12 protein-coding genes, 1 other RNA gene, 1 pseudogene and 1 other annotated feature are annotated in these 19,024 nt (G+C 55.5%); of the genes and pseudogenes, 10 read left to right on the forward strand and 4 right to left on the reverse strand.

The genetic code is table 11. From position 1 onward, the window contains the following. The first annotated feature begins 144 nt into the window (after positions 1-144). A complete protein-coding gene (locus FE795_RS11350; RefSeq protein ID WP_081050120.1) occupies positions 145-1,608 on the forward strand; it encodes an aminotransferase-like domain-containing protein in 1,464 nt (487 codons plus the stop codon). 412 nt (positions 1,609-2,020) lie between these two features. Next, a pseudogene (locus tag FE795_RS11355) lies at positions 2,021-2,383 on the forward strand (IS3 family transposase); the annotation flags it as partial. Continuing rightward, positions 2,297-2,407, forward strand: a sequence feature (AL1L pseudoknot). (Overlaps the previous pseudogene by 87 nt.) 381 nt (positions 2,408-2,788) lie before the next feature. Here FE795_RS11355 and ssrA read toward each other — a convergent pair. Continuing rightward, positions 2,789-3,150, reverse strand: a transfer-messenger RNA (tmRNA) gene (gene ssrA / locus FE795_RS11360). Positions 3,151-3,294: 144 nt separating this feature from the next. Here ssrA and sstT point away from each other — a divergent pair. From sstT to FE795_RS11395, 7 genes are all read left to right on the forward strand, one after another. Then, positions 3,295-4,521 carry a serine/threonine transporter SstT gene (gene sstT / locus FE795_RS11365; RefSeq protein ID WP_003802950.1) on the forward strand — a complete coding sequence of 409 codons (1,227 nt, stop codon included), beginning with the start codon at positions 3,295-3,297 and terminating at the stop codon, positions 4,519-4,521. 160 nt (positions 4,522-4,681) lie between these two features. After that, complete coding sequence (locus FE795_RS11370; protein WP_003802949.1) at positions 4,682-5,314, forward strand: LysE family translocator; 633 nt, start codon at positions 4,682-4,684, stop codon at positions 5,312-5,314. A 175-nt stretch (positions 5,315-5,489) separates the two neighbouring features. After that, positions 5,490-5,993, forward strand: coding sequence for a nucleoside 2-deoxyribosyltransferase (locus FE795_RS11375; protein ID WP_003802946.1), 504 nt, complete (start codon positions 5,490-5,492; stop codon positions 5,991-5,993). A gap of 128 nt (positions 5,994-6,121) precedes the next feature. Beyond that, the gene (locus FE795_RS11380; RefSeq protein WP_131070703.1) at positions 6,122-6,961 is read left to right on the forward strand and encodes a MurR/RpiR family transcriptional regulator; all 840 of its coding nucleotides are present in this window, start codon (positions 6,122-6,124) and stop codon (positions 6,959-6,961) included. Between the two features lie 201 nt (positions 6,962-7,162). Next, positions 7,163-7,474, forward strand: a complete 312-nt coding sequence (locus tag FE795_RS11385; RefSeq protein WP_131070704.1) for a DUF485 domain-containing protein — start codon at positions 7,163-7,165, stop codon at positions 7,472-7,474. Then, entirely contained in the window at positions 7,471-9,135 is a 1,665-nt protein-coding gene (locus tag FE795_RS11390; protein WP_003802942.1) for a cation acetate symporter, read from the forward strand. Before FE795_RS11385 ends, FE795_RS11390 begins: the two co-directional genes overlap by 4 nt. Before the next feature lie 125 nt (positions 9,136-9,260). After that, complete coding sequence (locus FE795_RS11395) at positions 9,261-9,923, forward strand: response regulator transcription factor (protein ID WP_003802940.1); 663 nt, start codon at positions 9,261-9,263, stop codon at positions 9,921-9,923. Here the strand turns inward: FE795_RS11395 and FE795_RS11400 are convergent. Further along, positions 9,910-13,353: a hybrid sensor histidine kinase/response regulator gene (locus tag FE795_RS11400; RefSeq protein WP_003802938.1), complete on the reverse strand. Its 3,444-nt coding sequence runs from the start codon at positions 13,351-13,353 to the stop codon at positions 9,910-9,912. The genes FE795_RS11395 and FE795_RS11400 overlap by 14 nt on opposite strands. Positions 13,354-13,809: 456 nt before the next feature. On the opposite strand from FE795_RS11400, the gene FE795_RS11405 reads away from it, so the two are divergent. Further along, positions 13,810-15,519 carry a sulfate adenylyltransferase gene (locus FE795_RS11405; RefSeq protein ID WP_131070706.1) on the forward strand — a complete coding sequence of 570 codons (1,710 nt, stop codon included), beginning with the start codon at positions 13,810-13,812 and terminating at the stop codon, positions 15,517-15,519. 243 nt (positions 15,520-15,762) lie between these two features. On the opposite strand, the gene speE is transcribed toward FE795_RS11405, so the two are convergent. Then, on the reverse strand, positions 15,763-17,040 hold the full coding sequence (speE, locus tag FE795_RS11410) for a polyamine aminopropyltransferase (RefSeq protein ID WP_003802934.1): 1,278 nt from the start codon (positions 17,038-17,040) through the stop codon (positions 15,763-15,765). 174 nt (positions 17,041-17,214) lie between these two features. Then, positions 17,215-18,219 (reverse strand): sensor histidine kinase, encoded by a 1,005-nt coding sequence (locus FE795_RS11415; protein ID WP_230406176.1) that lies wholly within the window; start codon positions 18,217-18,219, stop codon positions 17,215-17,217. Positions 18,220-19,024 lie beyond the last annotated feature (805 nt).

Consider the following 19,024-nt stretch of genomic DNA (forward strand, 5'->3'; position numbering starts at 1 on the left):
CCACCTAAGATTAATCTAAATTTTTTAGTTGATATAGCAGCAGTGCTAGGCTATTGTTATGGTTACAGTTGACTATAGATAGACCGGAAGTCAAAAAAATGGCCGAGCGTGCCTATACAACCCTATATTTACAGGAAGTATTCTATGGATGAATCACTGTATTTGACTTTGAGTAATAAGCTAAACCAGGCGATTAGCTCAGGAACTTTTAAAGCCGGCTCAAGACTTCCGTCGGTAAGGCAAACCGCAAAAACTTACTCAGTTAGTGCCAACACTGTTGTTGCCGCATACCGCCATTTAGAAGACCAAGGACTGATACAGGCACGGCCACAATCAGGTTTTTATGTACGTGAACAAGTCCCTCGCCTTAAACAAACGTTTCCTATAGAAAGTGCCAGCGCACCTCCTACTCAAGGCGTATTGCAGCTAATTGAAACGACTTTTGCCACTCAACAAAATCCAGCTTTCACAAATATTTCTCTAGCCTGCCCAAAGCATGACTCTGAGTTTTATCCAAGTGAAAAGCTGAGTAGAATCATGAGTCAGATCGTCCGGCGCCAACACAATATGATTTGTGAGTACGCATTGCCACCTGGTAGCTTAAATTTACGACACCAGATAGCCAGGCGGATGCTCGATGTTGGTGCTATTACTGATATCACCGAAATCACTATTACACACGGTTGTATAGATGCATTGCATTTGGCGCTCTTGGCAACCACCAAATCTGGTGATTGCGTTGCCCTAGAGTCCCCTACTTATTTTTATTTAATACCTTTATTAGCCACATTAGGATTGAATGTAATTGAAGTTCCCACGGATGCTGAGACCGGCTTAGACCTTACAGCTTTAGAGTTATTAATGAAGGACCATAAAATTCAGGCCATTGTCTGCATGCCTAATTTGCACAATCCTCTTGGTTGCAGCATGCCTCTCAAATCCAAGCAACAGTTGGCCAAATTAGTGAACAAATATCAGGTTCCACTTATTGAAGATGGGCTGTATTGTGAACTTCATTTTGATCAGACCTTACCAGCGGTTAAGGCATTTGATTCCGATGGCTGGATTATTTTTTGCTCAAGTTTCACTAAAACCCTAGCCCCAGACTTCCGAATTGGTTGGATCTGCGCTGGACGCTTCAATCAAGAAGTACAGCGTCTTAAAAACCAGCTTTCAATGACCGAGTCTAGGTTACTGTGCGAGACCATCGCCTTATTTTTAGAATCTGGTGGCTACGATCATCATTTGCGAAAACTACGTAAACGCTACCAACAAAATATGGCTCAAGCACAATCGCTAATAGCGAACTATTTCCCTGCAGGAACCCGCACCACAAAACCACAAGGTGGATTTGTTTTCTGGGTAGAAATACCTGGAAATATAGATACCGTTGAGCTACATATCGAGATGCTTAAAGAAAATATTTGCCTTACTCCAGGCGCATTATATTCACCTAACTCTCGATATAACAACGCATTACGAATATCATGCTGCTATCCGTTTAATGAAAAATATCGTTTTGCTATTGAACGTGTCGGCGCTAAGGCATGTGCACTGACTGGCATATCTTCAAATCGAAATCATGAATCCATTCAACATAAGCCGTAGAAAGAGTTTTTATTCAAAACGTTATTCTTTGAATTTTAGCCACCTCTGGGCCGCTTCGTCTGAACAATAACTTTCTATCCGCAATTTTTTTCCTCGTCCACCTACTTAATGTCCGTTTATATCCCTGTGAGAACATAACTTCGCGCCATAATTGCTACGTTATAACATAATTTTTATATAATGATGTGTACTTGGGATGCAACCTACCATCAATCAGCAACGAGTCGTTATGGCATTGGAGCAGTCAGACGCACTCTTAATCGCTGATGCCCTCCTAGACAAACTGCGGGAACATGTCCAAACGGCCCCAACGCAGGTTTATCGAGCGCTTAAGCCTTTGGAAACTTACGGGCTTTTCCATCGCATGAAATGAATCGCCCCAGGTTTAGAGTAGGCTCCAAGCGTCGAGGGAATGGGGCACGAACAAGCTCCCCCTGAAGTCCGTGAGCGTGTCGTGCGCTTGGTACAGGAGCACACCGTGGTGAGTACCCGTCGCTGTGGGCGGGTGTTGAGTCTATTGCGCCGAAAATCGGTTGCGTACCGTCCGCTTTGCTCGATTAGGTCAAGCGCAGCGAGATCGACAGCGGCAGGCGTGATGGCATGACCAGCAGCGAACGCGAACGCAGGAAGGCATGGAGCGCGAAAACAGGGCGCTACGCCGGACCAACAAGTTATTGGAGTCGGCCAGCGCTTTTATTGACCAGGCGGCACTCGACCGCGAGCTCAAGAAGTAAATGCCTATATAGACCGACACCGGGGCGTCTACGGGGTCGAGCGCACTGAAAAACCAGGGCTGCCGTAGAATTGGCCACGCTGGACTGGCGACCAGCAGTTTCGGAAAGTGTGGGTATCAATTCTGAAAAAAGCAGATGGGCGTTACAGGTGCCCTTACCAAACCCGCCACACCTATGCTTCCATGATGCTGTCGGCGGGTGAGCACCCGTTGTGGGTGCTCAGTCAGATGGGCAGCAGTGACTGAACAATGATCGCCAGAATTTATGGAAGATGGATGCCGGACGCGGACATTGGGACAGAGTCCAGGGCCGAACAAGCATTCAGTCCCGCCATTGCTGGATCTGCTATTAAAAAGGTCATCTGATGATCGTGCCCAGCCCATGCTAAAACAGCCCCAAAAAGAAAAAACCAATGACCGCTAAGTCATTGGTTTTTCAGGATTTCTTGGTGGAGTCGGGGGGAATTGAACCCCCGTCCGCAAGCCGTCCACAGACAGTTCTACATGTGTAGTCAATTAACTTTAAGTTTTAACCTTGGATTATGCCAATTGACAGGCCTTTCCTTGGCGATCCACTAAGTTTTAGAACCGGACTTCGTGGCGCAGCCCGATTCGATTCTTTGTAAATAACACTGCTGTAGGTTGCCCTACCTAACCCAAAGACAAATTAGTGCAGTGGCCCAGCCTTAAGCGGCTAGAGCGAAACGCTCGTCGTTGGCGTTTGTAGTTTTCCAGTGGATTTACGAGCGTACTGGTGCTCGACACGCCCTGATCTGCTTCTTGACCCACGTCGAAGCCATGTCGACCCCATGTGGATTAGTAACCATACCACATTGGCTACAAATTGCATAGCCCAAAGTGCTAGAATAAACCTCTTTCGCGCTCTGGCTGAGTCCTCGCCAGGGCGTTTTTCACGTACCTCACCCCGCCCCTTTTGTCTGGAGTCGCTTTTCATGGCCCACCCCGCCCATCAAGCCAGAGGCCTACTAGGCTTTATCCTGCATGGCAGTCTTGTAACGCAAATCGTGATCGGTTTGATCGCCGGCATTTTGCTGGGGCGCTTTGCGCCGGACGCTGCGCACTCCATCGCCCTGCTCGGTCAGTTGTTTGTCTCTGCCTTGAAGTCGGTCGCGCCCATTTTGGTGTTCGTGCTGGTGATGTCCTCCATCGCCAATCAAAAGGTCCAGTCCTCTACCCGCATGGGTCCTATCCTGGTGCTGTATGTGTTGGGAACTTTTCTGGCCGCTCTGGTGGCCGTCATCGCCAGCTTCGCGTTTCCCGTCACGCTGAAACTGGATCTGGCCAACTCTACCTTGAACCCGCCCGGCAATATTGTTGAAGTCTTGCTCGACCTGCTGACCAGCATTGTCGTGAACCCGGTCGATGCCCTGCTCAACGCCAACTACATGGGTATCCTGGCCTGGGCCATTGCGCTGGGCCTGGCCTTGAAGCACGGCTCCCAAGGCTCACGTGATTTGCTCACTGATATGGCCAATGCCGTCTCCTCCTTGGTGCGTCTGGTCATCCGCTTTGCGCCTTTGGGGATTTTTGGGCTGGTGGCGGTCACCATTGCAGAGTCCGGTTTTGAGGCGCTGCGCCAGTACGGCCTGCTGCTGATCGTGCTGGTGGGTTGCATGCTGGTTGTTGCCCTGATTATCAATCCCATCATCGTGTTTGCCAAACTGCGTCGCAACCCCTATCCACTGGTCTTTACCTGCCTGCGTGAAAGCGGGATCACCGCTTTTTTCACCCGCAGCTCCGCCGCCAATATTCCGGTGAACATGGCATTGTGCGAGCGCTTGGGCTTGCACAAGGACACGTACTCGGTCTCTATTCCGCTTGGTGCCACCATCAATATGGCCGGCGCAGCCGTCACCATTACCGTTCTGACCCTGGCTGCGGTACATACGCTGGAAATCCCCGCCGACCTGCCTACCGCGCTGTTGTTGAGCCTGGTGGCCACCATTGCCGCTTGCGGCGCCTCCGGTGTGGCTGGTGGCTCTTTGCTGCTGATTCCTCTGGCATGTAATATGTTCGGAATTTCCAATGATGTCGCCATGCAAGTGGTCGGAGTCGGGTTTGTGATTGGGGTGGTGCAGGACTCCGTAGAGACTGCCTTGAACTCATCTACCGACGTGCTGTTCACGGCTGCGGCAACGCTCGAACCAGGCCAGGCCTGATTGAATGAGGGCCTAATGCAACGGGGGCCAGCCATTCAGGCTGGCCTTTTTTATGCTTAACTCCTGCTGAACGACTGCATCCATTCAAAACCCGGCCCTGCTCCCGCGTGGCCCCTCTTACCGCCCACTTTTGTCGCCCGGTTCTTTTCAAGGAGTCTTTGTGGATTTAACCAGTCTGTCTCTGTATGTCGTTGCCGTGGCCGCTGTCACCGTCATGCCTGGGCCGACCATGCTGCTCGCCCTGAATAATGGCGCCCACGGCGGCAAACGCATTGCCGCCTGCGGAATTGCGGGTGCCGCGCTCTCGGATCTGATTCTGATCGCCGCGGTAGGCGGGGGGCTGGGCGCCCTGCTGCTGGCTTCCGAGCAGCTTTTCACGCTGGTGAAATGGATTGGCGCGGGCTATCTGCTTTATCTGGCCTATGGTCTTTGGCATGCCCCTGTGAGCGCCGTCCCGTCGCAACCCTCCACAGAGAAAGTCCGTACGGGTCGGGCCGCCTTCCTGCGTTCTTTACTGGTGGCTCTGTCCAACCCCAAAGCCTTGCTGTTTTTTTCGGCCTTTTTACCCCAGTTCATCCGGCCTGAAAGCCCGATCGCCATTCAATACATTACGCTGGCATTGGTCACCGCCCTGATTGATATTGCCTTAATGAGTGTCTACGCCCTGGGAGGACATCACGCCATGCGCCTGCTCTCGGGCCAGGCCATGCGCTGGCTGAACCGAGGCTGTGCAGGCATGCTGGCCGGGCTGGGGCTTGCCCTTAGCGTGTACCGCCGCAGCGAATCCGATTGAGTCCTGGTGGCCGGAAAACCTCTCGCCGATGTTCTGCTCCCACGGTTTGAATCGTATATCATCACGTAGATCATGACCGACACTACAGGGCCTCGTTGTGCCTCCGCTGCAGATCAGCGTCCGGGGCCACGCGGCCCCTGGTTGCCTGCCTTCCCAAAACCGACAAGGAGCCACGATGAAGCGTATCTATTTAGCGGGTCCTGATGTGTTTTTCAGCGACGCTGTCGAGCGTGCCAAACTGCACAAGCAACTGGTGCGAGACTTTGGTTTTCAGCCTCTGCACCCCGTTGATCAGGAAGAGATTGAGGCCTCTGCCATCTATCACCACAATATCCGCCTACTGGATCAGGCCGATGCAGTCGTGGCCAATATCACGGCGTTCAGGGGCGCGGAGATCGACACGGGCACGGCTTTTGAAATCGGCTACGCGGTAGCTCAGGGCCTGCCGGTATTCACATACCGCTCCACAGCCGATACGGTACTGGATCTGGTGCGCGAGCACTACAGCCCAGTCGTTCTGGACCCTGCCAGCCAGACCTGGCGCGACCGCAACGGCGCCCTGATCGAGGACTTCGGTCTGCCTGCGAACCTGATGGTCGCGATCAGCACGGAATTTGTGCATGGCTCCTTGAGCGATGCCTTGCTTGCCGCACAGGATTACTTCAAAGCCATCAGCTGACTTTCTATAGAACAAACTACCGGTTTACCTTGTGAATCAATCACGCGCCGTCAAACAAGACGAACCCAACCCGCGGTTCCCTGCAGGCTCGTTTTTCGCAACTCCAAAACAGGGCCTCGCCCCACACCATGCCCGACAAGCGCCCACTCTCTTTTCTTGACCGCGTCCGCGCCATCCTTACTGATCTACCCGCCTCCGAGCGCCGTCTGGCCCAGTTCGCGCTGGATTTCCCCGGTGATCTGTCCAGTTATAACGCCTCGGAACTGGCCAGCCTGGCGCAAGTCTCCAACGCAACCGTCACGCGCCTCATTCGTCGCCTGGACTACGCCAACTACGAGGCGGCACGCAGGCAGATTCGCACGGAAAAAGCCGATGACACTCTTCTCTCGCCGAGCCCCCAACTGTCTGTGGGTGAGGCAAGCCTGCAATCCCATTTGCAAGATGGCTACAACAAGCTGAGCAACACGTATCGTCATCTGTCCCATTCCGTCCTGCAAGAGGCCAGCCAGGCCATCCGTGGCGCACGACAAATCTGGGTACTGGGCTTGCAGGCAAACTACTTTCTGGCAGGGCATTTCTACTGGCATCTGTCCAAGCTCATGCCCGGGGTGCGGCTGATCCCGGGCGCCGGTCAGACGGTCTGCGAATACCTGGCGGACATTCAGCACCAGGATGTCGTGATAATTTTCAACCTGCATCCCCGAGCTGAGGGCATGCCAGCGCTCATGCTTCGCCTGGAAACACGCTGCGCAAACATCGTGCTGATCACCGACCAGGACTACAAGGAACGCCCCAAAAGCCGCTGGCCCCTGCCCTGTCAGCCCGGTTCTGAACAGACGCCTGACAATGCGCTGGCGGCGGCAAGCCTATCTCATCTGCTGTTGTCCGAGATCGCGAACGTATGCAACGCCCTTGATCGGGATGAGTCGAAACAAGCACCATCACCGGCCGAGACAGTATTTGAATGACACGGGCAGGGGCACCCAAGAAGTCGCCCAACGCGCCGCCCTGCCCCCCCTCCTCTACGACCAAAGTCGCCTGTCGGGAAAAGCTGATTCGTTTTATACATGCTGTACACAGAGCGCCCTCAAGCGCCCACTCTCTGTACGTCCTGTAGGTAGAGAGCCTCGATGCCAAGAATCATCAAACCCCATAAGGAGACACCAACCATGAATTCAGCCCATCCTGCCGTCACGGCAGTGACCCAACACCCGGCCTATCAAGAGCTGCTTCGAAAACGCAACCGCATGAGCCTGATCTTCTTTGGTCTGACCGTGATTGTGTACGCCGGCTTTATTCTGACACTGGCTTTTGACCCCGAGCTTTTCAGCCGTCCCGTCGGCTCCATGACAATGACGATTGGCGTGCTGAGCGCCGCCATTGTGCTGCTCAGCGCGGTTGTTCTGGTGGCCCTGTTCGTCTACATCTCCAACAAGGTCTATGACCCCTTGCTGGCGCAAATCATGAGGGACGTGACATGAAAACATTACTCATGAGCTTGGGCCTGTTCAGCTTGGCCAGCAGCCATGCAATGGCTGCCTCGCCCGGTCAGGCCAATACCTCTGCCATTGTCATGTTCCTGATCTTCATTGCCGGGACCATGGCCATTACCTGGTGGGCCGCACGACGCACCCGCACCACATCGGACTTTTATACCGCGGGCGGTGGCCTGACCGGCTTTCAGAACGGACTGGCGATTGCCGGGGATTATCTGTCCGCCGCCTCTTTTCTGGGGATTGCGGGCATGGTGTACGTCAGCGGCTTTGACGGCATGATCTATGCCATCGGCTTTATGTTTGGCTGGCCGGTCGTCATGTTTCTGATTGCCGAGCGACTGCGCAATCTGGGCCGCTACAACTTTGCCGACGTGACCTCGTTTCGTCTGTCCCAAAATCCCATGCGCATTCTGGCGGCCAGCGCATCCTTGCTGATTATTGCCCTGTACCTGATCGCACAAATGGTGGGGGCTGGCAAACTGATCGTGCTGCTGTTCGGGCTGGACTACAACGTGGCGGTGGTCATTGTCGGTTCGCTGATGATGATTTACGTGACCTTTGGCGGCATGACCGCCACGACCTGGGTACAGATCATCAAGGCCGTACTGATGCTGGTTGGCGCCACTTTGATGACGGTTCTGGTGCTGGCTGCTTTCCATTGGGACGTGGATACCATGCTGGCGAAGGCCGTTGCCACTCACCCGACCGGCCATGCCATTCTGGAGCCGGGCGCGGCGGTCAGTCGCAACCCACTTAACGTGCTGTCCCTGGGCATTGCCTTGGCCTTTGGTACAGCCGGCCTGCCGCATATCCTGATGCGCTTTTTCACCGTGGCCGACGCCAAGGAAGCCCGTAAATCGGTGATTTATGCCAGCAGCTTCATTGGCTACTTCTACCTGCTGACCTTCATCATCGGCTTTGGCGCCATTGCCTTGCTGGTCAGACACCCCGAGTACTTCCATACCGGCCCTGACGGTTCCTTCAATATGTTGACCGACCTGATTGGCGGCACCAATATGGTCGCGGTCCACCTGGCCAATGCTGTCGGTGGCAACCTGCTGCTGGGCTTTCTGGCCGCCGTCACTTTCGCCACCATTGTCGCCGTGGTGGCCGGCCTGGCGCTGGCGGGCGCTGCCGCGATTTCGCATGACTTGTACGCCAACGTCATTGCCAAGGGACGAGCCACCGAGAAAGACCAGATGCGCATTTCGCGCATCTCCACCGTGGTCTTGGGCGTACTGGCCATTTTGCTGGGCATCATTTTTGAAAACCAGAACGTGGCCTTTATGGTGGGGTTGGCCTTTGCGATTGCGGCCAGCGCCAACTTCCCGGTTCTGGTGTTGTCGATCGCCTGGCGTGGCTGCACCACCCGTGGCGCCACCATTGGCGGCTTTCTGGGGCTGGTCACCGCCACCGCATGGGTCGTTTTGAGCAGCACCGTCTGGGTAGATGTCTTCGGATTTGCCGAGCCTATCACCCCTTTCCCCAACCCAGGCATTTTGTCCATCCCGCTGGCCTTCTTCTCGATCTGGCTGTTCTCAACACTGGATAACAGCGCACGCGCAGTCAAAGAGCGCGCCGCGTTCGAGGCCCTGACCGTACGCAGTCAAACCGGTATTGGGGCTGCCAGCGCCAGCGCTCACTAAGGCTTTGACGCTGATTCAGTCAGCATGCAAGAAAAAACAGGGCATTTCGGTGCCCTGTTTTTACGGATACACAGCTCATCCGGGCGGGCATCCTTGCAGATACTTGAACATGGCATAATCCCCACATGAATGAACTGCTCATTGCGGACGATCACCCGCTATTTCGGGAAGCGTTACGAGGTGTCGTAGCCAGTCTGTTTCCCGGCACGGCCATCTACGAAGCGGATCGCATCTCTAATCTATATCCGCTGGTCGACGACCATCCTGACGCCGATTTGCTCTTGCTGGACCTGGATATACCTGGGGCAATCGGCTTCAGTGCACTGGTCCATTTGCGTGCGACCTACCCCTGCCTGCCCATCATTCTGGTCACGGCCCATGAAGAGGCCCGCTTCATGCGCCGCGCCATGGATCACGGCGCCATGGGCTTCATTCCCAAATCCATTGATGCGCAAACGCTGGGTATCGCCCTGCAAGTCGTTCTGGATGGCGGCACCTGGCTGCCGGAAATCGGTTCTTCCGCCCCCGGCATCAGCCTGGACGAGCGTGAAGTCGCCGCGAAGTTGCGCGAGCTGACCCCTCAGCAATTTCGCGTACTGCAAATGCTCAGCACCGGGCAACTGAACAAACAGATCGCCTACGAGCTCAATGTCTCGGAGGCCACCATCAAAGCACACATGACGGCCATTTTGCGCAAGCTGGGTGCTTCCAATCGCACCCAGGCCGTCTTGATGGCCAGCCATCTTGGCCTGAACCAGGACGAATCCCAGGACGCTAATACGTTTTAATTTGCGCGGTCAAAAAAGCTCGCAGCGAAGCGGGCTTTACCGGCTTGGTCAACACCAGATAGCCATATTGTCGAGCTGCTGCTTTCAGTTCATCACTCCCATCCGCCGTCAACAACGCGCCTTGCGCATGAGGCAAATGCAGGCGCAACAATTGCAGTGCCTGCAAACCGTCCAGCCGATCATGCAAGTGATAATCCACCAGCAAGACATCGGGGTTCAAGGAGATGGTCTCCAAAGCACGATCTACCGTATTGGCGGTAATGATTTGCGCTCCCCAGCGGCCCAGCAGCACTTCCATGCCCGCGATAATATCCAGATCATTGTCCAGACACAGCACTCGCAAGCCCTTTAACGGCAAGCCATCGGCAGGCTTGCTGGAATCGTTACTTGGGTGACTGCTGGCTTGCGTCGCGTGGCTCAAGGGAACGCGAATGGAGAACATGCTGCCGCGCCCCACCTCGGATCGCACATCCAGCGTGTGCCCCAGCAAGACCGCAATACGCTGGCAAATGGACAGGCCCAATCCCAGGCCCCGGCCATCCCAGTCGAAGGCTTGCTCGTAACGATGGAACTCCGCATAAATCTGCTGAATATGATGCGGCGGAATGCCCTGGCCTGAATCCCAGACCTGGAACTCCAGCTCTTCGCCCCGAACCCGCACGCCAAACACCACCCGGCCTTCCTGTGTGTAGCGCAAGGCATTGGCCAGAAAATTCTGCAGCACCCGCCGCAGCAGGCGATGATCGCTATACACCGACAAAGGACGGGCGTGAATCCGCAATTGAATGCCGCGCCGAGCCGCCATGGGCGCATATTGATCCGCCAGATGCTGCAACAAGTGCTGAACATTGATCACCCCCAGATCGGGCTTCAAGGCTCCGGCATCCAGACGGGAAATATCCAGCAGACCCTCCAGCAATTCCTCCGCGGTACGCAAAGATGTATCGACGCGCTCGGCCAGATTGGGCATTTCGGCAAGATCGTGTGTATCGCGCAAGGCCGAAGCAAACAGACGTGCGGCGTTAATCGGTTGCAGGACATCGTGGCTGACAGCCGTCAAGAAACGGGTTCGGGACTCCTGAGCTTTTTCCGCCTCTTGCGTACGCACGGCGACGCGCTGCTCCAGACTGTCATTCATCTCCCGCAACTCACGCTCGACCCGCTTGTAATGGGTGATGTCGCTATAGCTGGTGACATAGCCGCCGCCGGGCAGGGGCCGGCCTCGCAGTTCGATCACTTGCCGGTCATTGAGCATGCGTTGGGTCACATAAGAGGAACCCTCGCGCATAAACTGAATCCGGCGAGCAATGGCCTGTTCCACCCCGATGCTCTCTACGCCATCGACCTTGCCCCGTTCGGCATTAAAGCGAATCAGGTCGGCCACGGACCGTCCCACATACAACATACTGGGCGGGTAATCGAATAACTGCTGGTAGCGCTGGTTCCAGGCGACCAGACGCATATCTGCATCGACCACACTGACGCCCTGATCAATATTTTCCAGCGTCGCCAACAAGATATCCCGATTAAAACGCAACTCCTGACCGGCCTCATCCAGCACGGCCATGATAGCGGCCACCTCCATGCCTGAACCGCGCAAGGCACTGGTCAAAACCAGACGCGCCGAGGCCGCCCCCACCGCTGCCGCCAACAACAGTTCCGTGAAATGCACCCAGGCGCTATCTGCCCGCAGTCCCGGCTCCAGCGGCTGTTTCATTTGCCGTGCCTGGGTCTCAAACGCCCGCCTTGCCATTTTTTTACCAACAATCCGTTCAGCCAACACCTGCAGATCCTGCACCGACAAATCCCCATAAGCATGACGAGCTGCCAGGGTTTGCCGCTCCGCATAGGGATTCAGGAAAGGCTCGGCGCGCAGGCGCTCGCCCAGGCCCGGCCGCCGGCGCCAGGACACCCACAAGAATGCGCTGATATTGCATAGCAGGGACCAGAAAGTGCCGTGGGTTAAGGGGTCCCACCCTTCAACGCCAAACAGATGATAAGGTCGTAGCCAGGCCAATCCCCAGGGCCCTTGGTGCAGCCAGTCAGCCGCCAACCATCCCACCTCGGCCAAGGTAGGCAACAGCAAGGTATAGACCCAGATGGCAAAGCCCAGCAAAAGCCCCGCCTCCACGCCCTGTCGGCTGGCTCCTCGCCAATACAGCCCTCCTATCAGGCCAGGCCCGAACTGGGCGACCGCCACAAACGCCATCAAGCCATAGGCCGCCAAGGTCGTATCGCTGCCGCTAAGCATGTAATAGCCGTAAGCCACGCCGGCCAGCACCATAATGGCGACACGCCGAATCCAAAGAACCGTAGAAGCCACTGTGCTTTGCTGATACTGCGCCCAGCCACGACGCAGCAGCAAGGGCATCACCAGATCATTGCTCACCATGGTCGAGAGCGCCACACTGGTCACGATGACCATGCCTGTCGCCGCCGAGAAACCACCGATATACACCATCAGGGCCAGTCCCACCTGGTTTTGCGACAAGGGCAAGGCGAGCACAAAACTATCCGGCGCCACCCCCTGGGCTCCAGTACCAAACAAGCTGACCCCGGCCGCGGCAATCGGCAAGACCATAAGACTGACCACGATCAGGTAGGCTCCAAACAGCCAGCGTGCGCGCCGTATGTCCACCACGTCTCCACACTCCACAATAGCCACATGGAACTGCCGGGGCAGGCAAATGATCGCCGCAAATGCCAACAGGGTTTGACCGACGAATCCCACCGGTGGACTGTTTTCGAACAAGGTGCTGACCGCCCCCACCATATCGAGCTCCGTGTGGGCAAACCAGCGCACCGCAAACAGGCCTACCGCGAGCAAAGCCACCAGTTTGACCACCGACTCAAACGCCACGGCCAGCATCAGACCCGGTCTGTGCTCGGTGGCATCGACTTGCCGCGTTCCGAACAAAATGGAAAACAGGGCCATCAGGATCGCCACGTACAGGGCCGGGTCGCCCAACAGGCCTGCATGAAACTCGGTCCCGGCCAGCACGCTCAGACTTAGGGCCACCGCCTTGTACTGCAGGGCCAAGTACGGCACGGCCGCCACCACGGCAATACCTGCCACCATCGCCGCCAGACGTTGAGAGCGTCCGTAACGACTGGCCATAAAGTCCGCAATGGACACGGTATTTTGGGATTGGGCGACCAGCGCCAGACGTTCGATGATTCGCCAGCCAAACAGCAGCATCAATATCGGGCCCAGATAAATAGGCAGAAAACCGATGCCGTACCGGACCGCCGACCCTACCGCGCCGTAAAACGTCCACGAGGAACAGTACACCGCCAAAGCCAGGCTATAGACCATGGGCCGCAGCCAGGGGCGCTGGGTATACAAGGGGTTTCTATCCCCGAACCAGGCAATCGCAAACAAAATCGCAGCGTAAATCAAGGAAGCCAACACCACCCAAGCCGGCGTCATCTGCACTGTCTCCTACTTTGGTATAACGCGATGATTTTTCTCGCGATTGTGAGTAATACTAAGGCAGTTCCGGCGGGATCTGCTCATGGAAAGCTAGGGCTTATCACCTATACCCAATTTGATTTTCAAGGCGGTTTTCCTGGGGCAAGCAGCAGCATCATGAGCCATGGGTAACGATCACCCCACCGGCCAAGCAGCCCGGCACGATGCCTGTTTCCTTGTCGTCATGCCGTATCAAACGACCGCAACACAACGATGCGCATACGGCATGCAAACCAGTGCGGCATCACCTGTTCGGACGAGGATTTTTCGTTCGACATCCCAAGAAGAAATAGAGCATTTGCAATCCAGGGGCCTGTCCCGCGGCCTGCAACTCATCTATCACTGGCAAACGAAAACGCCCCGACAAAAAAACTATCTCTCATCGTCACCGCGGGGCACCTTAAAGGAGGCAATATGAACCATTCCACATTGAATTTTGATCGCTACCCACAGCAACCGCACGGTGGAACGCTGGTCAACCAGGTCGTCCCGCAAGATCGCGTCAAGAACGAGATTGAACGTGCGCGCTCCCTGCCCAGCATCCGCGTGGATCTGGAGGCGGTGATCACCATAGAGATGATCGCCACGGGTGTGCTGTCCCCCAACAAAGGCTTCATGAACGAGGCCGACTACAACTCCGTGCTCAAAGAGGGTCGTTTGAGTAATGGTGTGGTGTGGCCTGTGCCGCTGAGCTTCGCCCCGATTGGCGATCGCAACCGCGACATTATTAAAAGACTTTCGGTCGGCTCTGAAGTGGCGCTGACCAATAGCGACAACGAGCCGGTAGCCATCCTGAGCGTCGAGGACATCTTCTCCTACGACAAAGAGCAACGCGCCCAGCAACTGTTTGGCACCACGGACAGAAACCATCCCGGCGTGGACTCCATTTACCGGCGCATGGGCGACGTGTCCCTGGGTGGCACCTTGCACCTGCTGCAGCGTGTGGACTGGGGCCCGTTCGAGAAGCTGCGGCGCGAACCCAAAGACACCTGGCGCCTGTTCTACGAAGACAAGAAATTCAATTCCGTGGCCGGCTTTATCACCGGCGCGAACCCGCTGCACCGGGGCCATGAATACATACACCGCAATGCGCTGGAAGGGATTGATGGCCTGTTCCTGCAGCCATTGGTGGAAATGGCCAAGCGTGAGTACGTGCGCCATGAGTTCCGCATGATGGCCTACCGGAATGTGCTGGATACCTACTATCCCAAAGACCGCGCCATCCTCTCGCCGCTGCGCGTCACCTATATTTTTGCCGGTCCGCGCGAAACCATTTTGCATGCCCTGATCATGAAGAACTATGGGTGTACGCATGCGCTGATTGGCCGCGATCACGCCGGCATTGGCAGCTACTACGACAAGTACGCCAGCCACAGCATTTTTGACCAGTTCAGTCCGCAGGAAATGGGCATTGATGTGCGTCTGTTTCACGAGGTGTTCTATTGCACGCGCTGCGCCTGCCACGCCACTTCCGAAACCTGTCCACATGACGAGCGCTTCAGACTGACCATCTCCGGCACCGGCATTCGCGAGATGCTGCGTCACGGCATCATGCCGCCCAAAGAGATCTGCCGCCCCGAATCCATCTTGCCCGCCATGCAGGGTGTTCAACCCAAAGGGCTATGCGAACAAGGGGAAGCCATCCAGCCCGTGGGCAAGCTGATCCAGAGCATGTTTCCCTACTACACGCACTATACGCGTCTGGGCGGGGCCAAGCGCAGCGAACCCCTGGACCCGACCCAACTGACGGTGCGCGATCTGGAAATAGCCAACCACGATGTGCGGCATCACGCTGCCGATATCTACAACGGGGTGTACACCGAATACAGTGCCGTCATGGATCACAACCGCAGCATGCAGGCCGCCTGGATTGAGGACGCACGCGCTGCCCTGCGCCTGCAACAGGAACGTCTGATCGGCGACCTGGAAGAAAAACAGCAGCAGGCGCCGGAGGAAGCCTCGGACGAATTCATGTACCAGGATAAACACGAAGTCGTGCGGGAGCTGCATTCCGCCCGCAGCCTGCTCGATGATATTCCGGCGGTGATCTCTGCCAAGCAGCTCAGCATACGTACCTGGAACGTACTGCCCTATCAGCGCTATCGTGGCGCCGATAAAGAATAGGACAGTCTGCGTCCCATACACGGCTTTGCACGGATGCCAGCCCGGCCAAACACCCCAGAAAAACCCGGGCACAGCCTGCCCGGTCAGGGGGTGCCCATCCCGTGACGAAGCGTTCAAGGACTTGGGTCGGTTCAACGCAGGTGTATTGCCGGCACAAAAAAAATCCCCTGATCGACACACGATCAGGGGTTTTTTCCATTGCAGAGTTTGCCCGTCGTCAGACCCTAACGGTACAGAACCGTCTTAGCAGACCTCTTCCAGCTTGACTTCATTGACCGGCACCAGACGGCGGTAGAACGTTGGCAGTGCAAACAAGGCGCCATGCACATCGGCATTGTAAAACTGCAGCGAATCCTGATTATCGCGGCTCATGCGCTGCTGTAGACGATCCTGGATCTGCTCGGCAGAGAAAGCACGAGGGTTCAGTTCGTCAGATGCAATCGCCAGCCCCCAGTACGAGCCGTAAAGCGGAATATGCAGACCATAAGCATGAACCTGAGCAAATACGCTGGCGAGCGAGTGGCTCAGGTCTTGGACCTGCTGGCTTTCATGGAACGGCGATCCCAGATGCAGTACCAAGGCTCCACCACTGGCCAACGCACCTTTGCAGGACTCAAAGAATGCTGTTGTGTACAAGGGGCCTGCCGGTGTTTCCGGATCGGTCAGATCCAGATAGATCAGATCAAACCGGTCCTGGGTATTAGCCAAGAACTGAGCGCCGTCTTCAATCTGAATCCGTACCCGCGGGTTGTCAAACGCCCCCTTGTGAATGGACTGCAGGTGCTCACGAGCCACCTCGATTACCTCGCCATCCAGCTCCACCAAAGAGACATGCTCCAGGCTGGGGTATTTCAGCAGCTCTTCCAATGCGCCGCCATCACCGCCACCCACGATCAGGGCGCGACGGGGTTCAGGGTGTGCCATGGCGGCCGGGTGGATCAGGCCCTCATGGTAGAAAAATTCCTCGGCCTCGGACGTCATCATGCAGCCATCCAGACGCAAGGTGGTACCCAGGGTTTCGGAACGCAGCAGCTCCAGGCGCTGAAAGGCGGTCTGGCGCTCGAGCAGGCGCTCGGTAAAGCGAAAGCCATACAGGGCGTCTTTGTTCAGGTTTTCAGTCAGCAGCTCGCCCGCATGAGCCGGGCCATCCGCTTCACCACGCCACAAACGGTTGCGCTGGGCTTGGCCTGGCTTGAAAGCCTGTTCAATCCCGTTAATTAGACGGGTCGCCTTGCCGGAGTTGTCCTGCATGAAGTTGCAGACATAAACGTCCAGCGTCACGCCACCCCGCTCGGGCCAGGTATGAATGGCCAAATGAGACTCGGCCAGCAACAGGACGCCGGTTACTCCGCCGGGCTGCCCCTCGAACTCGGGAAATGCCTGCCACTCCTCACCCACGATCGTCAGCCCAGCATCAACAGTTTGCTGGCGGCAAAAATCAGCCAGTTTCTGGGCATCGATCAGCAGCTCGGGGCTGCATGCACATTGGTAAAGGTCTGCGGTCAAGTGCAAGCCTTGCATAATCGTGTGCTCCTTTAACGGATTTTGCGCTCCCTACCAACGAGATGACCGCAACGTAAAAACTGTAAAGCGAGGTGCACCTGGAATGGCGATCACCTCGCTTCATCGAAAAGAGCGCAAATTGTACCTTATATCAAACTTAAATATATGAAAATAACCCTATTTTAGAGAAGATTAAGGTATATACGCTGCGGAAGGCAGCAGAACCAACTCCATGACCAAATGAGCCCCGGGACCGGGGCGCTCCTTGAAATAGACTCGGCCACCATGATGCCGCAGCACTGATCGCAAGATAGACAGGCCGAGCCCACTGCCTTGCACCTGCTGACCGGGTAGACGAAAGAACTTGTCAAAGACCTTCTCTTTATAAAGTGGGTCAATGCCCGGCCCCTGGTCCAGCACTTCAATACAGGCCCATCCGGGTTCTCCAACTTGCAAACGCACGGTCACCATCGTATCGGGGGCGGAATACTTAAGCGCGTTCTCCAGGGCATTGCGCAAACCCACCTGCAAAGGAACCATATCCACACGAGCCCATAAGCCATGCGAAGGCAGCTCCAGACGCAGGCGGTGGCGCTGATCGTGAAAAGCACGCAGACTCAAACGCAACACGGCCCGTAAATCTGCTTCGCGCCACTCTTTGCCGTCGCCTGCCTCATACTCCAGACGGTTCAGGCGCGCCAGATCATTAAGCAGCACATCCACACCGCGAACTTTTTCATGTAATTGTGTGTAAATTTTGTTGGTTCGCGCCGTGGGCGGAGTTTCCAGCTGCAGCAACTGGATATAGCCGCTAATGGCGGCCAAGGGAGAGCGTATTTCATGGGCTGCCACCGCAAAACAGTCCGCACGCTCCCGCTCCTGCTGCACTTTGGCACTGACATCGCGAATCATCAGCAAGGTAGCCTTATCCGGCGCAGGCGCGGCGTAAGCATGAAACTCCAAGGCCCGTACCTGCTCCCCTTCCCCGTCTTGATGAAGATAAAAAAAAGGATTCTGAATCCGTTGAATTACCCGGCTAATGCCGGGCAACAGATAGGTCAAGTCCACCCGCAAACTTTTTTCCAGTCCCTGAAAAAAATCGAACAAGTCAGAGACCCCCTTTTTGATATCCGCCTGATCGAGCAAATCGCGCATGGCCCGATTGCTACCTTCTATATGTCCACAGGAGTCAAACATAATGACCGCGTCGGGCAAGGCATCGAGCATCTGTTCAGAGCGGCGTACTCTTGTATAAGCAAGCCGGGGCCGTACGGGTACCGCCGTTTTGCTAAACGAGCGTTGCCCGATCAAAAAACTCGCAAATAGTGTGAGCAACAATCCAATCCCCTATTTCCGTCCCAAAACAAGCACTGCGCCTGCCTCAGTGCATTTGTCATCACCATGCAGCAAAAAAGCAGGTCCAAGCCAGGAGCCAGACATTTTTTCGATGGGATGAGTGACATGCCGATGCTTTCGTGTCGGCTAAGGTGAAATTAACGATTAAGCGCCTAATAACTTTAATTTATGACAATTAAGCGCGACGATGGGAAAGGTATCTGTATTTTTAAAAAGATCGGCACCAGACGAACCCGTCCTACTGCTCAGAAACGTAAACAGCCGTACCATAAGGCGCATAAAATTTCTTTGAGAAAAACAGCAGTCTTGGACAAAATATCGCCCTATTTATTTCATAAACACTGATTAGAATCAAGGTTAGCATCCAAAATAAATGCTAGGGTGCTAACACCCTTTCGGGCTGCTCTCCTGCGGCCAGCTACGCGCTGGAACCCAAGCACGACGTCACACTCCAAGTGTGTTCAGCGGCCCACACTGGGTTCGTCCGGTAACACGACAGCGCAAGGGTTACGCGTAAAATCAGCAAGGCGAGTCCAGGTTCACAGACCCGCCAGATTGAAGTGGCTCCCTGAAGAAGCATGAACATCTGAAAAACGGAGATATTAGAAGCGTGTGTGTCGAATACTCTGCCTATCACTTGGCATGA

Source organism: Alcaligenes ammonioxydans (genome assembly GCF_019343455.1).
Lineage (GTDB): Bacteria > Pseudomonadota > Gammaproteobacteria > Burkholderiales > Burkholderiaceae_B > Alcaligenes > Alcaligenes ammonioxydans.

Coding starts and splice junctions, on each gene's coding strand:
- FE795_RS11350 (WP_081050120.1), top strand. CDS start 145: ATGGATGAATCACTGTATTTGACTTTGAGTAATAAGCTAAACCAGGCG.
- sstT (WP_003802950.1), top strand. CDS start 3,295: ATGGCCCACCCCGCCCATCAAGCCAGAGGCCTACTAGGCTTTATCCTG.
- FE795_RS11375 (WP_003802946.1), top strand. CDS start 5,490: ATGAAGCGTATCTATTTAGCGGGTCCTGATGTGTTTTTCAGCGACGCT.
- FE795_RS11380 (WP_131070703.1), top strand. CDS start 6,122: ATGCCCGACAAGCGCCCACTCTCTTTTCTTGACCGCGTCCGCGCCATC.
- FE795_RS11385 (WP_131070704.1), top strand. CDS start 7,163: ATGAATTCAGCCCATCCTGCCGTCACGGCAGTGACCCAACACCCGGCC.
- FE795_RS11390 (WP_003802942.1), top strand. CDS start 7,471: ATGAAAACATTACTCATGAGCTTGGGCCTGTTCAGCTTGGCCAGCAGC.
- FE795_RS11395 (WP_003802940.1), top strand. CDS start 9,261: ATGAATGAACTGCTCATTGCGGACGATCACCCGCTATTTCGGGAAGCG.
- FE795_RS11400 (WP_003802938.1), bottom strand. CDS start 13,353: ATGACGCCGGCTTGGGTGGTGTTGGCTTCCTTGATTTACGCTGCGATT.
- FE795_RS11405 (WP_131070706.1), top strand. CDS start 13,810: ATGAACCATTCCACATTGAATTTTGATCGCTACCCACAGCAACCGCAC.
- speE (WP_003802934.1), bottom strand. CDS start 17,040: ATGCAAGGCTTGCACTTGACCGCAGACCTTTACCAATGTGCATGCAGC.
- FE795_RS11415 (WP_230406176.1), bottom strand. CDS start 18,219: ATGTTTGACTCCTGTGGACATATAGAAGGTAGCAATCGGGCCATGCGC.